Below are 13,788 nucleotides of genomic sequence, written 5' to 3' on the forward strand. Positions count from 1 at the left end.
TGATGGGCGACGAGTACGACACGTCTTGCAACACTTGGGGGGCCACGATGGCGGGCAATGTGCCGCGCGCGGACTCGGTGATCATCGCGGGCGCCGGGCCCGCCGGACTGGCCGCCGCACTGGCGCTGGCCGGGCGCGGGGTGCGCTCGGTCGTGCTCGACTCGGGCAACGGCACGCCCCGGGCCGGCTCGCGCGCATGCGGTCTGGACGCCGCGACGCTGGCCTTCGTCTACGACCTGACCGGCACCCGGCTCGACGGTGCCGCCGAACCGTGGGGCGTACAGCGGATCCGCCGCCGAGGTCGCGACGTGCCGCAGCCGGTCGACGAGCCCGACGCCCCCGTCCGTTACGGGCTCTCCCAACAGCGCCTGGAACGTGCCCTGTTGGACGCCGCGCACGCGAGCCCCCTGGTGACCACCGCGTGGCGGCACCGGATCGACGGCGTCGCACAGGACGAGACCTCGGTCACCGTGCACGCTCGCGGCCCCGGCGGCCCGGTCAAGTTTCGGGCGCAGTGGCTGGTGGCCTGCGACGGGGCCCGCTCGGTGGTGCGCCGCGCGGTGGACGTGCGCTTCCCCGGCCGGCCGCGGGTGGACCGGTTGTTGTGCGCGGACGTGAAGGTACGGCTGCCGCGCCGCGGCACCGCCACCTCGCTGGTACCGCCGGATCCCTCGCTCGCCGACGAGCCCGCGGCCCCCGACACCGGCGGCCCGGCCACCCCCCAGCTGTTCGTCGACCCGCCGTTCCACCGCGGCGGCACGGTGCTCGCCCAGCCGCTGCCGGACGACGTATGGCGGCTGACCTGGCAACTGCCGATGGCGCACGGCGTGGCCAAGGCCGCCGAGGAAACCCGGGTGATCCCGGTGACCGGCGACCTGGCCGACCCCAAGCGGGTCTCCGCCCGGGTGCGTTCGGTGCTGCGCGCCCTGGACGCGCTCTCCGCCGACGGCGACACCGCCGCCGAGGAGCCCGCGCACGACCTGCTGTGGAGCGGCGAGTACGAGGTGCATCAGCGGCTGGCCCGAAGATTTCGGGTCGGCCGGGTGTTGCTCGCGGGGGACGCCGCGCACCTGGTCCACCCATCCGCCGCCGACGCGGTCGAACTCGGCCTCCAGGACGTGCGCAACCTGGCCTGGAAGCTGGCCTTCACCCTGCGCGGCTACGCGCCGATCCGGCTCCTGGAGACGTACCACGGCGAACGCCGCGGCGCGGCCCGCCGCCGGCTGGCTCTCGGCGAGGACGCGCTGCACTTCCTGGCCCCCGCGAGCCCCGCGCAGAAGGTCGGCCGCCGACTGACCCTGATGGGCGCGCGCGGCAAGGGCACCACGCTGCGCCGGCTGGACCCGCGCGGCCCGGCGGCGAGCACCTCGGGCCCGGACTACACCGGCTCACCGCTGCTCACCCCGGGCCCGGGGGTGGGCGAGTGGATCCGCGACGTCCCGGTGGTGCGTGCGGACGGCGCCGACGGCTGGCTGACCGAGTGTCTGGATCGGGGCCTGGTGGTGCTGTTGATCGCCCCGGGCATAGAGGTGTGGCACGGCGACCGCTGGCGCGAGGCGGGCCTGATGCCACGACTGCGCGCCCGCCTGGACAAGCTCGCCGCACCGGCCGAGCTGGTGGTCACCCCCGAGTACCCGGGCGCCGGCGCGCACACGATCCTGCTGATCCGCCCCGACGGCTACCTGGCCGCGCACCTTCCTCCGGAGCAGCTGGACATCATGGAGGAGGCCATCGACCGGGCCCGCGGAGCCGGTCACTGACCACCCGCCGGACGGGCCGAGCAGGGCCCGTCCGGCGGCCGAGCACGGTACGGGTCAGATCCCGTAGTGCCAGGTGGTCAACATGTACGCGCCGTACCACATCCCGAACAGACACATCCCGCCGAGCACCAGCACCGCCGTCTTCGTCCGCGCCCGCGCGAGCACCGTCGCCAACGGTACGAAGAACAGCAGCGTGGGGATCATCAGCCGCAGCTTGGAGTGGTAGTAGTTGCTCTGGCACAGCGTCATCACCAGGATGGACAGGCCGTAGACCGCCAGCGGCGGCCAGATCCGTCGATTCAGCGCGACCAGCGAGCCGATCACGGCGGCGATGATCAGCACCGCGGTGCTCACCGCTATCCACTGGTCCCCGTTGCGCAGCGTGTCGGTCAGGAAGTGCCAGACCGCGTCGCCGTTGTCCCACTTGGTACCCCACCCGGCGTCCTGGATGGTGAACCACGCGTCGATCTGCCCGAGCCGGTTGCCCACCCACAGCAGGTAGAGCGGCATCCCCACACACGCGAGCACACTCGCGACCAGCGGGCGGTACAGGACCCGCCGGTGCTGCCACATCTCGAGCAGCGCGGCCACCCCGAGCGCGGCGATCGCCGCGATCCCGGCCGGCCGGGTCACGCTGGTCAGACACGCGAGCAGCCCTGCGGTCAACCAGGCCTTGCGATGCGCGGCCAGCAGCGTGCCCGCCGCGAGGGCCAGGAACAACGTCTCGCTGTAGGCCATCGAGAACACCACGGACATCGGCTGGGCGCCGCCCACCAGGACGGTCATCACCAGCGCCGCGCGCCGGTCGTACAGGCGCGCCATCAGCACGTAGAGCACGCACAACGCGACGCAGGTGGCCAGGTGTCCGGCGATCAGGCCGGCCGTCTCGTAGTCGGTGCCGGTGAGGTAGTGCACGATCCGGACCAGGCCCGGATACAGCGGGAAGAACGCGAGCGTGTTCCCGGTCAGATCGCCTTCGGGGGTGTACGTGAAGCTGTCCGGATAGCCGTGCGCGGCGACGTCGACGTACCAGTGCGCGTCCCACTGCAGCAGGCGGTCGCGCAGGCTCGGGCCGCCCGGCGGGATCATCCACGACAGCACGAGCAGTTGCAGCACCGCCGTGCCCGCGTATACCGCCAGCGGCGGCCACAGCAGACGGGCGCCGCGCTCCGCGAACGACCGGGGCCCCGACGTGTTCTCGTCGAGAGCGCCCCGACCCGGGCCGGCGGGCGGCGCGCCGGGTATCCGGGGCTCGTCGATGACGGTCAACGCGTACTCCTCAGTGGGTTCGTCCATGGAACGCAGGGGACAACTGACACGGTTGACGCCCTTCGTGCACTTTCTGTGTGGCCTATGTCACGCGCCCGGTGTCTGACGCTCTGTCAACTCCGGGCGTGAAGTTCTACTGTGCTGCTTCGTAATCCGTTCGGAGGAGTCGCATGCCCGTCGCACCGCAGATCCAGCCGATTCTCGACGCTGTCGCCGCCGCGCCGCCCCTTCCGGCCGACCTGCCCCTGGCGGAGCGCCGTACCGCGTCGAACAAAGGTCTACAGACGTCCATCCTCGCGTTCGCCGAGCCCGCGCCGGAAGGCGTCACGACGCGGGATGTGAGCATCACCGTCAAGGAGCCCGAACCGGGCAAGATCACCGCCCGCGTGTACACGCCGGCCGGTGCCGCCCCGAGGGGCGGTCGTCCAGGCTACGTGTACCTGCACGACGGCGCGTGGTGGCATGGCGCGGTGGCCGACGCCGACGCCCACTGCGCACACATCGCCGCCGAGAGCGGCGCGGTGGTGATCTCGGTCGAGTATCGCCTCGCGCCCGAGTTCAAGTTCCCGTGGCCCCTGGAGGACGTGTACGCCGCGTGGATCTGGGTCCAGGAGCGTGCCTTCCAACTCGGGGTCAACGCGGACAAGGTCGCCATCGGCGGCTCGGGGGCGGGCGGCAACCTGGCCGCGGCCTGCACGATCATGCTGCGCGACCGCCGACAGCCGACCCCGCTCGCCCAGGTCCTCGACGGCGCGATCCTGGACCTGACCCTGTCCCGGAAGTCGGTGGCCGAGAACGGCGAGGGCTACCTGCTCACCCGCGCCGACCTGGAGCACGCCGTCCAGCTCTACCTGACCAGCCCGCGCAGCGAGCGGACCGATCCGCTGGCCTCGCCGCTGCTCACCGAGGACCTCGCCGGGCTGCCCGCCGCGCTGGTGCTCACCGGCGAGTACGACCCGCTGCGCGACGAGGGCGAGGAGTACGCGAAGCGCCTGGCCGAGGCCGGCGTCCCGGTCCAGGCCACCCGACAGGACGGCTTCGTGCACGGCGCCGGCGAGTTGACCGCGCTGCTGCCGCAGGCGCGCGAGCACCGTTCGACGATCGCCGCGTTCCTCCGACGCACGCTGGGCTGACCGGGTCGGCTCGGGGCCGCCTCACCCCGCCCCGCGCCCGACCCCGAACATGCGGCGGCCGTCCCGTCGGGCTTGCGCTCGGCGGGACGGCCACAGGTCCACGGCCTTCGGGCGACAGCAGAAACATCCGGCGCGCGGACCATCCAAGTGTGACGTGCATGATCGAATCCGGCCACCCCTGCGCCGGACTTTGATCAGGATTCTTGCCGTTTTTGATCGAACGAGATCGAGCAGGGTCGGGGGCGACTCAGCACTCGATGATGTTGACCGCGAGCCCGCCGCGGGCGGTCTCCTTGTACTTGGTCTTCATGTCCGCGCCGGTCTCCTTCATGGTCTTGATCACCTTGTCCAGCGACACGTGATGCCGACCGTCCCCGCGCAGCGCCAGCCGGGCGGCGGTGACCGCCTTGACGCCGGCCATCCCGTTGCGCTCGATGCACGGGATCTGGACCAGGCCGCCGACCGGGTCGCAGGTGAGTCCGAGGTTGTGCTCCATGCCGATCTCGGCGGCGTTCTCCACCTGCTCCGGGGTGCCGCCCAGGACCTCCGCCAGACCGCCGGCGGCCATCGCGCAGGCCGAGCCCACCTCGCCCTGGCAGCCGACCTCGGCGCCGGAGATCGACGCGTTCTCCTTGAACAACATGCCGATCGCCCCGGCGGCGAGCAGGAAGCGCACGATGCCGTCGTCGTCCGCGCCGGGCACGGTGGCCACATAGTGATGCAGCACGGCCGGGATGATCCCGGCGGCGCCGTTGGTGGGCGCGGTGACCACCCGGCCGCCCGCCGCGTTCTCCTCGTTGACCGCCATCGCCCACAGGGTGACCCACTCCATCGCGTGCGTGGGCCGATCCCCCTCGGCACGCAGCGTGCGGGCGGTCCGCGAGGCCCGGCGGCGGACCTTCAGGCCGCCGGGCAGGATGCCCTCGGTGGCCAGGCCGCGCTCCACACACGCGCGCATCACCTGCCAGATCTCCAGGAGTTCGGCGCGGATCTCCGCCTCGGTGCGCCACGCCTTCTCGTTCTCCAGCATCAGCGCGGAGACCGAGAGCCCGGTCTCCCGGGTCAGCCGAAGCAGCTCGTCGCCGGTCCGGAACGGGTGGCGCAGCACGGTGTCGTCGGGCTTGACCCGATCCGCGCCCACCGCGTCCTCGTCCACCACGAAACCGCCGCCCACCGAGTAGTAGGTCTTGGTCAGCAGCTCGGTGCCGTCCGCGTCGCGCGCCCACGCGGTCATCCCGTTCGCGTGGTAGGGCAACGTCTTGCGCCGGTGCAGCACCAGGTCGCGGTCGCCGTCGAAGGCGATGTCCTGCACACCGAGCAGCCGCAGTTGGCCCGATGCGCGGATCCGGGCCAGCTCCGGTTCGACCTCCTCCGGGTCGACGGTGCGCGGCGCGTAGCCCTCCAGGCCGAGCAGCACCGCTCGCGGGGTGCCGTGCCCGTGCCCGGTGGCGCCCAGGGAGCCGAACAGCTCGACCCGGACGGAGGCGACCCGGTCCAGGACGCCCTCGGTCTTGAGCCGCTGCGCGAACATCCGCGCGGCACGCATGGGGCCCACCGTGTGGGAGCTCGACGGGCCGATCCCGATCGAGAACATGTCGAACACACTGATCGCCAAGGCGGATGGCCCTTCAAGCGGACGGCTGGGACGCGAACGTGCCGAGGGACGCGCTTGTGGCGGCCCGACGGCCCGGACAACGCTCCCAGGCTAGGTCACCGATCGAAGCCACGGTGGGCCGGATCAGGCCGGCCCGTCCCAGACCTGCCAAGGGGTCTCGGACTCGTCGCCGGCCGCGTCGGTCTCGGCTTCCTGGTCGAGGGCGTCGCGGACCACCCGGATCGCCAGTCCCTCGCCGTAGCCCTTGCGCGCGAGCATGCCCGCCAGCCTGCGGATCCGCTTGTCCCGGTCCAGGCCGCGCGTGCCCGGCAGGCGTCGGGCCACCAGGGCCCGGGCGGTCTCCAGCTCCTGCTCCGGGTCGAGTCGGCCGACCGCCTCGTCGACCACGACGGCGTCCACCCCGCGCTGCCGCAGCTCGCGGGCCAGCGCCCGGCGGGCCAGCCCCTTGCCGGTGTGCCGGGTGTCGACCCACGCGCCCGCGAACGCGGTGTCGTCGATCAGGCCGACGTCGGTGAATCGGCCGAGCACGTGTTCCGCGACCTCGTCGGGCACCTCACGACGGCGCAGCGCGTCGGCCAGTTGGGCCCGGGTGCGGGCCCGGCCGGTCAACAGGCGCAGGCAGATCGCCCGCGCGGTGGCCTCCGGATCCGCCGGTGGTTCGGGCGCGGCGTCGCCGTCCGGGTCCTGCTCGTCGCGACGGGTCCGGCCCCGAGTCCCGGCCCGCCCGCCCTGCCTGTCCCGCCGATCCTGCCCGGCGCGCCCGGCTCGACCGGCTGCGGACCGCCGCCCGGCGCCCCGCTCGCCCTCGCCCGGGTCGCCGGCCCCCGAGCCGTCGTCCATCGGGTGGGAATCATGGTCGTGGCCGTACTCGCCCGCGTCGCGCTCCCCCGAGTCGCGGCGCGTCGTGCCCGCACGACGTGCGGCACCGCGCTTGGCACCACCGCCCGCGGCCCGATCGCCCGTCGCGGCACGCGCGGCGACCGCCGCCAGCGCGGCCCGCAGTTCGGCGGCGTCGACAGGTGGGGGGACGGGGCCCGCCTCGGCTCCGTCTCCCCACGTGTTCGACCACTCGCCGGCAGGGCGACCCACGGGCTCAGCCCTCCTCGGGTTCCGCTTCCGCAGGCACGTCGACCCGCGGGCCGACCCCGAGCTTCTCCTTGATCTTCTTCTCGATCTCGTCGGAGAGGTCGGGGTTGTCCTTGAGGAACTTGCGCGCGTTCTCCTTGCCCTGGCCGAGCTGGTCGCCCTCGTACGTGTACCAGGCACCGGACTTGCGCACGAAGCCCTGCTCGACACCCATGTCGATCAGGCCGCCCTCACGGCTGATCCCGATGCCGTAGAGGATGTCGAACTCCGCCTGCTTGAACGGCGACGCGAGCTTGTTCTTGACGACCTTGACCCGGGTGCGGTTGCCGACCGCCTCGGTGCCGTCCTTGAGCGTCTCGATCCGCCGGATGTCCAGTCGCACGGACGCATAGAACTTCAGCGCGCGGCCACCGGTCGTGGTCTCCGGCGAACCGAACATCACGCCGATCTTCTCGCGCAGCTGGTTGATGAACAGCGCGGTGGTGTTCGTCTGGTTGAGCGCACCGGTGATCTTGCGGAGCGCCTGGCTCATCAGTCGGGCCTGGAGGCCGACGTGCGAGTCGCCCATCTCGCCCTCGATCTCGGCGCGCGGCACGAGCGCCGCCACCGAGTCGATGACGATGATGTCCACCGCGCCGGAGCGGGTGAGCATGTCGACGATCTCCAGCGCCTGCTCGCCGGTGTCCGGCTGGGAGACCAGGAGCGCATCGGTGTCGACGCCGAGCTTCTTCGCGTAGTCGGGGTCGAGCGCGTGCTCGGCGTCGACGATCGCCGCGATGCCGCCGGCCCGCTGGACGCTCGCGATGGCGTGCAGCGCGAGGCTCGTCTTGCCGGAGCCTTCCGGGCCGTATACCTCCACGACCCGGCCGCGCGGGAGGCCGCCGATGCCGAGCGCCACGTCGAGCGCGATCGAGCCGGTGGGAATGACCTCGATCGGTGCGCGCGCCTCGTCGCCGAGACGCATCACCGAACCCTTCCCGAACTGTCGTTCAATTTGGGCGAGGGCGTTTTCCAGCGCCTTCTCGCGATCCTGTCCTGCCATGCCTGCCGCCTTGCCGGTCTGTGGTGTTCGCTTCACACCTTGAACGCTAACCCGTCGCACCGACACGCAGGCACGACCGGCGCACGCCTGTGGACAACTTCGGGTCGAAGCGTAGCTCGAACCTTTGTTCGAATTCGATGCCGACACGCCACCGATCGACGGCGTCCACCCTTACCAGGGACGCCCGATGGGCAAGACGGGACGGGCTCAGCCCTGGGCGGCGAGCTCGCGCGAGCGGCGCACGCGCTGCCGGCGCACGTAGTAGAACGCGATGTTCCCGTCCAGCGCGGCGAGCAGCACGAACGGGACGCCGAGCCAGCTTCCGCCGACGAAGGCCACCACGGCGGCGGCGAGCGCGAGCACGCACACGATCACGGCGAGGACGACGATGCGGGGCATGGCGGGGGCTCCAGACGGGTGCGGACCGGGATCGGTCGCGGGCGGATCGGGCGCGACGCGGCTCCATTGTGGCCCCCGTCGCGCCATCCGCCGGCACCGCCCGGCCGCACCGGACCTCGGGCCGGGAGTGCCGATCGCACCCGGAAGTTGAAACCGCAACAAGCTCGCGCTACATTGTTAAACGTTCAACAACACCACTTCGCTTCGCCCGCCATTCACGGAGGACCCCATGTCTCGCATCCTCGCCATCTCCGGTTCGCTGCGTGCCGAGTCGTTCAACACCGCGCTGCTGAACGCCTTCCAGCCGTTCGCGCCCGAGGGCATGCAGATCGAGGTGTACAAGGGCCTGGACGAACTGCCGCACTTCAACCAGGACCTGGAGGCCAACCCGCCGGCCGCCGTGGTCCGGCTGCGCGAGGCGATCGCCGAGGCCGACGGCCTGATCATCGCCACCCCCGAGTACAACCGCAGCCTGCCGGGCGTACTCAAGAACGCCCTGGACTGGGCCTCGCGCCCGTACGCGCAGGGCGTCCTGGCGGGCAAGTCCATCGTCGCGATCTCCGCCTCGCCGGGCGTCCAGGGCGGCATCCGCGCGCTGATCCAGCTCAAGGCCCTGCTCCGGGACCTGAACAACTTCGTCGTCTCCGGCCCGGAGATCTCCGTCCCCGAGGTGCACACCCGCCTGGGCGTCGAGGCCGACGTACAGCACGTGCTCACCGACCCGGCCACCGCCGGCATGGTCACCCACGTGCTGGCCGGTCTCCAGGACGCGATCGACAACGGCGCCGGCGAGCTGGTCACCCGCCCGCTCGGCACCTGGACCGCGTCGCTGGCCTGATCCCCCGGTCGGCGGCGAACCGACGAGTGGCCCCGGACATCATCCGATGTCCGGGGCCACTCGTGGTTTCGCCCGGCGCGCCGGGGGTCGGGCGCGGCTCACACGTCGGTGATCCGCAGTCCGGCGTGCGCCTTGTAGCGGCGGTTGGTCGAGATCAGGTTGGCGGTGAGCCCCTCCACCTGACGCGCGTTGCGCAGCCGACCGGCGTAGACCCCGCGCATGCCGGGGATCCGCGACGCGAGCGCCTGCACCGCGTCGGTGGCCTCGCGCTCGTCGCCGAGCACCATGATGTCGGTGTCGAGGGACTCCACATTCGGGTCGAGCAGCAGCACCGCGGAGACGTGGTGGAACGCGGCGGTGACGGCGGAGTCGGGGAGCAGCGCGGCGGCCTGCTGGGCGGCGCTGCCCTCCGCGACGTCGAGCACGAACGCGCCCTGCTTGTCGAAGCCCATCGGGTTCACGCAGTCGACGACGATCTTGCCCGCCAGCTCGCCGGTGAGGGAGAGCAGCAGTTCGCGGTGCCCCTCCCACGGGACGGCGATGATCACGATGTCGCTCTCGGCCGCGCAGGTGGCGTTGTCGGCGCCGCGCACACCGGCGCCCAGCTCCGCGGCGGCGGACCCGGCGCGCTCGGCGCTGCGCGAGCCGATGATCACTTTCTGGCCGGCGACGGCGAGGCGGTAGGCGAGGCCGCGGCCCTGCTCGCCGGTGCCGCCGAGGACGCCCACCACCAGGTCGTCGATGTTCGGCAGGTCACGCGGGTCGCGCTTGGGGGACGAGGGGGATGTCATGGCCGCGATCCTGCCGGCCGAAACCGTGCAGGACACCGGTCCACGCCCGGATGCAGTCGAGGTCACAGTGGTTTTCGACTGAGGAGGTCGATTCACTCCGAAATAGCACTTATATATGACAACCGGGACGAACCATGTTTCCGTGGAGGAGAAAACTTTCTCTTCGCCCTCTCAAGGAGACGCAAGTGCCGGCCAAATTCATTGTCAGCAAGGGACGCTCGGGCAGGTTCGGCTTCGTGCTGACCGCCGCCAACGGCTCGCCGATCATCAAGTCCTCGGCCTATGAAACCAAGCGCGAGGCGCTCACCGCGCTGCGCTACATCCAGCGCAACGGCGACACCGAACTGGTCGAGGACCACACGGTCGAGACCGCGTCCGCGCCCCGGAAGACCCCGGTCGGCCGAACCGTCGCCAAACGCGCCGGCGCGGTCCGCAAGAACACCTCGGCACCCCGAAAGGCGGTATCGAGGAAGAGCACCGGCAAACCCGCGACAACCCGAAAGGCCGTAGCCAAATCCAAGCCGGCCGCGACCCGTACCCGAAAGGCGGTATCGGCCGGCAAACCGACCGCCAGGCGAAAGCGCACCCCGGTCAAGTCCCGCGCCTGACCGAAACCCCCTCCGCCCGATCCCGGGCGGAGGGGGTTGGTGTGTGCCCTCCGAAAAACGTTTCCGGCCCGACCCCGGCGACCCGCGGCGAATCAGCGGCGGCCGGGGTCGTTCCAGTTGGGGTCGTTCTCCCACACCTGGTTGCGGGTCTTGGCGGTCTCCAGCGCGTTTGCCGCCTCCCGGCGGGTCGCGTACGGCCCGAGGCGGTCGCGGGCCGGACATTCCTGGCCCTCTTCGACCTTGCCGTGCCGGATGCAGTAGTACCACTCGCCGGCGCGCCCCTGGGGTTTGCGCCACAGTCTGAACTTCACGGCCCGTCCTCCGCCCACTCGATGTACCGCTCGTCGGTGCCTCGGTCACGGCGCCGGCTACACTCGCTGGTTATGGCGATTCTCGTACCCGGTAAGCCGACCCCCATCCGCTCCGTTCCCGCCGACATCCCGCGGCCGGAGTATGTCGGGAAGCCGGCGCCCACCCCGTACACCGGGCCCGAGGTGCAGGACGCCGAGACGATCGAGCGGATGCGCGTCGCCGGGCGGATCGCGGCGGGCGCGATGGAGGCCGCCGCGGCGCAGATCGCGCCCGGGGTGACCACCGACGCGCTGGACAAGGTCGCCCACGAGTATGTGCTCGACCACCACGCCTATCCGTCCTGCCTGGGCTACCGGGGCTTCCCGAAGACCATCTGCACCTCGATCAACGAGGTGATCTGCCACGGCATCCCGGACACCACCCGGCTCGGCGACGGCGACATCGTCAACATCGACGTGACCGTGTTCATCGGCGGCGTGCACGGCGACACCGACGCGACCTACCTCGTCGGCGACGTGGACGAGGAGTCGAAGCTGCTGGTCGAGCGCACTCGCGAGGCGCTCAACCGGGGCATCAAGGCGGTTCGGCCGGGTCGGCAGATCAACGTGATCGGCCGGGTCATCGAGTCCTACGCCAAGCGCTTCGGCTACGGCGTGGTCCGCGACTTCACCGGCCACGGGATCAACAGCTCGTTCCACTCCGGCCTGATCATCCCGCACTACGACGACGAGCGGGCGACCACCGTGATGGAGCCCGGGATGACCTTCACCATCGAGCCGATGCTGACCCTGGGCACCCACGACTACGACATGTGGGACGACGGCTGGACCGTGGTCACCAAGGACCGCAGGCGCACCGCGCAGTTCGAGCACACGCTGGTCGTCACCGACACCGGCGCCGAGGTGCTGACGATCGGGTAGCCGGCCGCGGCGGGCGGGCGCGCTGCCGTACGGGGTGCGGGGCGTGGGCAGTAAGGTTTCGCGAGTTCTCCTCCTGCCCGCTCCCCCGGAAGAGTTGCCGAGTACCGATGCGCATATCCCGCGCGGTGGCCGCGACCGCCGCCCTGCTCGTGACCGCGCTCGCCGCGACCGGCTGCGTCAGCGTCAACGGCTCCGGCACCCCCGTCGAGGCCCTGGACAAGCGCGCCGCCGCCAAGGTGCTGCACGACTACGAGGTACGCAACAACCAGGCGTACGCGAACCGCGATCTCCCGCTCAACGCCCGCGTCGAGACCGGCTCGCTGGGCGCGCTCGACCAGGCCGGGCTGCGGATCCTGAGCTTCACCGACCCGCGCGGCGATCTGGGCAAGGCACCGATCAGCCACGAGCGGCCCGAGTTCCTGATCCCCAAGGTGATCGGCTGGCCCAAGTGGTTCGCCGTACAGAGCACGCCCAACTTCAACAACGCCAAGCCGCAACTGCTGGTGTTCCTGCGGGCCGGCCCGGACGCGGTGTGGCAGGCCGCGTGGGGGCCGACGTTGCAAAATCCGCTGCCCGAGCTGAAGCGGGACCGGGACGGCTACCTGGCGGCGCTCCCCCCGACGGCGTCCGGGCCGGCCGTCGCGCCGGGCGAACTGGCGCCCGCGCTCGCCGAGTTCCTCAAGGACGGCCGGACCCGCGCGGAGTTGTTCGGGCCCGACCCGTATACCGCGCAACTGCGCAAGCAGCGCGACGATCCGATCGGCGAGGGCTTCGTCCGGCAGACCGTGGACAGCGCGGCGGGCCAGTTCCCGGCGCTCGCGCTGCGCACGAAGGACGGCGGCGCGCTGGTGCTCTTCGCACTCCAGCACAGCATCAAGCTCACCGTGCAGCCGCCGCGCCGACTCGGCGACGTGGACGCCTCGACGCTGGCCTTCCTGTCCGGCAAGCCGACCCGGTCGGTCACCGAGCACCGGCTCTCGGAATACGTCGCGGTGGTGCCCAAGGCCGGTGGCAAGGTGCAGTTGGTCGGGTGGATGTACGGCCTGGTCGGCGCGGACGGCGAATAGGACGCGGGGGCGGGCCGGCTACATCCAGCGCACGTCGCCGGCCGTCGCGCCCACCGTGTCGCACGCGTCGGTGAGTACGTCGAGCACCCGCAGCGGATCGGGCAGCGGCAGTTCGGGGCCGCGGATCCAGCGCACCGCCTGCCCCGAGGGGTGTTGCGAGGACGGCACGAGCACATAGCTGCCCCGGCAGTGCCAGCGCAGCCCCGGGTGCGCGTCCAGCGTCTCGGGATGGCAGTCCAACTCGCAGGGCCACCACTCGTCCTCGTCGGCGGGGGTGCCTCGGGTCGCGGTGAAGAACAACGTGCGCTCGGGCCCGCAGGAGGCCACCGGGCCGATCTCGATGCCCTGCTCGGCGAATGCCGCGAGGGCGATCTCGCCGGCTGCCGCGGGTACGTCCAGCACGTCGTGGCCGGCGCCGGTCGCGGTGACGAAGTTGGCCTCCGGATACAACTCCAGCCAGCGCGCCACCTGGACCGGATCGGTGGACGCCTGGGTCTGCCAGGCGAAGGAGACCGGGTGCATGCCCGGCGCCGGACAACCCACCCGGTCGCACGAACAACCGAAGCCCACCGGGTGCGCCGCCGGACAGACGGGCCAACCGCGTTCGACCAGGTCCATGAGCAGTCCGGCCCGCCGGTCGCGAACGGTGTCCGGATCCTCACGCGGTCGACGGCGCAGCCATCCGGCCATTCTGCCCATTCGCTCCATGGAACCCCTTCTTCCGCGTGCGTTCGTGCGCGCCCACCCGGCGCCTGTGCGTAATACAACGCGAGAGACCGGTCCGGGCAATCCCCATCATCGCGGGTCGCCCCAGTCGATGTGCCGACCGGGTTCGGAGGTGATCGAAACAGTACGAGCGGAGCACCGCGAGCCCGCGAGAAATGTACATCGCGGATCGCTTCGGTTCGTTGTGCCGCCCGCAACGACGAGCGCCCCGTTCCCGAAAGT

General features: G+C 71.5%; 14 protein-coding genes. 6 read left to right on the forward strand and 8 right to left on the reverse strand.

All coding sequences use genetic code 11. The features are described 5' to 3' along the window. The first annotated feature begins 47 nt into the window (after nucleotides 1-47). Nucleotides 48-1,760, forward strand: a complete 1,713-nt coding sequence (locus ABIA38_RS10220; RefSeq protein ID WP_424638199.1) for an FAD-dependent monooxygenase — start codon at nucleotides 48-50, stop codon at nucleotides 1,758-1,760. A gap of 54 nt (nucleotides 1,761-1,814) precedes the next feature. Here the strand turns inward: ABIA38_RS10220 and ABIA38_RS10225 are convergent, their stop codons facing one another. Continuing rightward, the gene (locus ABIA38_RS10225) at nucleotides 1,815-3,056 is read right to left on the reverse strand and encodes a hypothetical protein (protein ID WP_424638200.1); all 1,242 of its coding nucleotides are present in this window, start codon (nucleotides 3,054-3,056) and stop codon (nucleotides 1,815-1,817) included. 143 nt (nucleotides 3,057-3,199) lie between these two features. Between ABIA38_RS10225 and ABIA38_RS10230 the strand changes: the two genes are divergently transcribed. Then, complete coding sequence (locus ABIA38_RS10230) at nucleotides 3,200-4,162, forward strand: alpha/beta hydrolase (protein ID WP_424638201.1); 963 nt, start codon at nucleotides 3,200-3,202, stop codon at nucleotides 4,160-4,162. A 247-nt stretch (nucleotides 4,163-4,409) separates the two neighbouring features. On the opposite strand, the gene ABIA38_RS10235 is transcribed toward ABIA38_RS10230, so the two are convergent. The 4 genes from ABIA38_RS10235 to ABIA38_RS10250 form a co-directional block, all read right to left on the reverse strand. Continuing rightward, nucleotides 4,410-5,777 carry an L-serine ammonia-lyase gene (locus ABIA38_RS10235; protein WP_424638202.1) on the reverse strand — a complete coding sequence of 456 codons (1,368 nt, stop codon included), beginning with the start codon at nucleotides 5,775-5,777 and terminating at the stop codon, nucleotides 4,410-4,412. Nucleotides 5,778-5,900: 123 nt separating this feature from the next. Next, nucleotides 5,901-6,866, reverse strand: a complete 966-nt coding sequence (recX, locus tag ABIA38_RS10240; RefSeq protein WP_424638203.1) for a recombination regulator RecX — start codon at nucleotides 6,864-6,866, stop codon at nucleotides 5,901-5,903. A gap of 4 nt (nucleotides 6,867-6,870) precedes the next feature. Continuing rightward, nucleotides 6,871-7,905, reverse strand: a complete 1,035-nt coding sequence (gene recA, locus ABIA38_RS10245) for a recombinase RecA (protein ID WP_424638204.1) — start codon at nucleotides 7,903-7,905, stop codon at nucleotides 6,871-6,873. 207 nt (nucleotides 7,906-8,112) lie between these two features. Further along, nucleotides 8,113-8,304, reverse strand: coding sequence for a hypothetical protein (locus ABIA38_RS10250; RefSeq protein WP_424638205.1), 192 nt, complete (start codon nucleotides 8,302-8,304; stop codon nucleotides 8,113-8,115). 229 nt (nucleotides 8,305-8,533) lie between these two features. Between ABIA38_RS10250 and ABIA38_RS10255 the strand changes: the two genes are divergently transcribed. Beyond that, a complete protein-coding gene (locus ABIA38_RS10255) occupies nucleotides 8,534-9,142 on the forward strand; it encodes an NADPH-dependent FMN reductase (protein ID WP_424638206.1) in 609 nt (202 codons plus the stop codon). Between the two features lie 98 nt (nucleotides 9,143-9,240). On the opposite strand, the gene npdG is transcribed toward ABIA38_RS10255, so the two are convergent. Then, the gene (gene npdG / locus ABIA38_RS10260) at nucleotides 9,241-9,933 is read right to left on the reverse strand and encodes an NADPH-dependent F420 reductase (RefSeq protein ID WP_424638207.1); all 693 of its coding nucleotides are present in this window, start codon (nucleotides 9,931-9,933) and stop codon (nucleotides 9,241-9,243) included. Nucleotides 9,934-10,118: 185 nt separating this feature from the next. On the opposite strand from npdG, the gene ABIA38_RS10265 reads away from it, so the two are divergent. Next, complete coding sequence (locus tag ABIA38_RS10265; protein ID WP_424638208.1) at nucleotides 10,119-10,541, forward strand: DUF1508 domain-containing protein; 423 nt, start codon at nucleotides 10,119-10,121, stop codon at nucleotides 10,539-10,541. Between the two features lie 92 nt (nucleotides 10,542-10,633). Here ABIA38_RS10265 and ABIA38_RS10270 read toward each other — a convergent pair whose 3' ends face one another. Next, complete coding sequence (locus ABIA38_RS10270) at nucleotides 10,634-10,852, reverse strand: hypothetical protein (protein ID WP_424638209.1); 219 nt, start codon at nucleotides 10,850-10,852, stop codon at nucleotides 10,634-10,636. A gap of 72 nt (nucleotides 10,853-10,924) precedes the next feature. Between ABIA38_RS10270 and map the strand changes: the two genes are divergently transcribed. Continuing rightward, nucleotides 10,925-11,773, forward strand: a complete 849-nt coding sequence (gene map, locus ABIA38_RS10275; protein WP_424638210.1) for a type I methionyl aminopeptidase — start codon at nucleotides 10,925-10,927, stop codon at nucleotides 11,771-11,773. A gap of 107 nt (nucleotides 11,774-11,880) precedes the next feature. Beyond that, nucleotides 11,881-12,840 carry a hypothetical protein gene (locus ABIA38_RS10280; RefSeq protein ID WP_424638211.1) on the forward strand — a complete coding sequence of 320 codons (960 nt, stop codon included), beginning with the start codon at nucleotides 11,881-11,883 and terminating at the stop codon, nucleotides 12,838-12,840. An 18-nt stretch (nucleotides 12,841-12,858) separates the two neighbouring features. On the opposite strand, the gene ABIA38_RS10285 is transcribed toward ABIA38_RS10280, so the two are convergent. After that, nucleotides 12,859-13,548 carry a bifunctional DNA primase/polymerase gene (locus ABIA38_RS10285; RefSeq protein WP_424638212.1) on the reverse strand — a complete coding sequence of 230 codons (690 nt, stop codon included), beginning with the start codon at nucleotides 13,546-13,548 and terminating at the stop codon, nucleotides 12,859-12,861. Between the last annotated feature and the right edge of the window lie 240 nt (nucleotides 13,549-13,788).

The organism is Embleya sp. AB8 (genome assembly GCF_049739465.1).
In the GTDB taxonomy this organism is placed as follows: domain Bacteria; phylum Actinomycetota; class Actinomycetes; order Streptomycetales; family Streptomycetaceae; genus Embleya.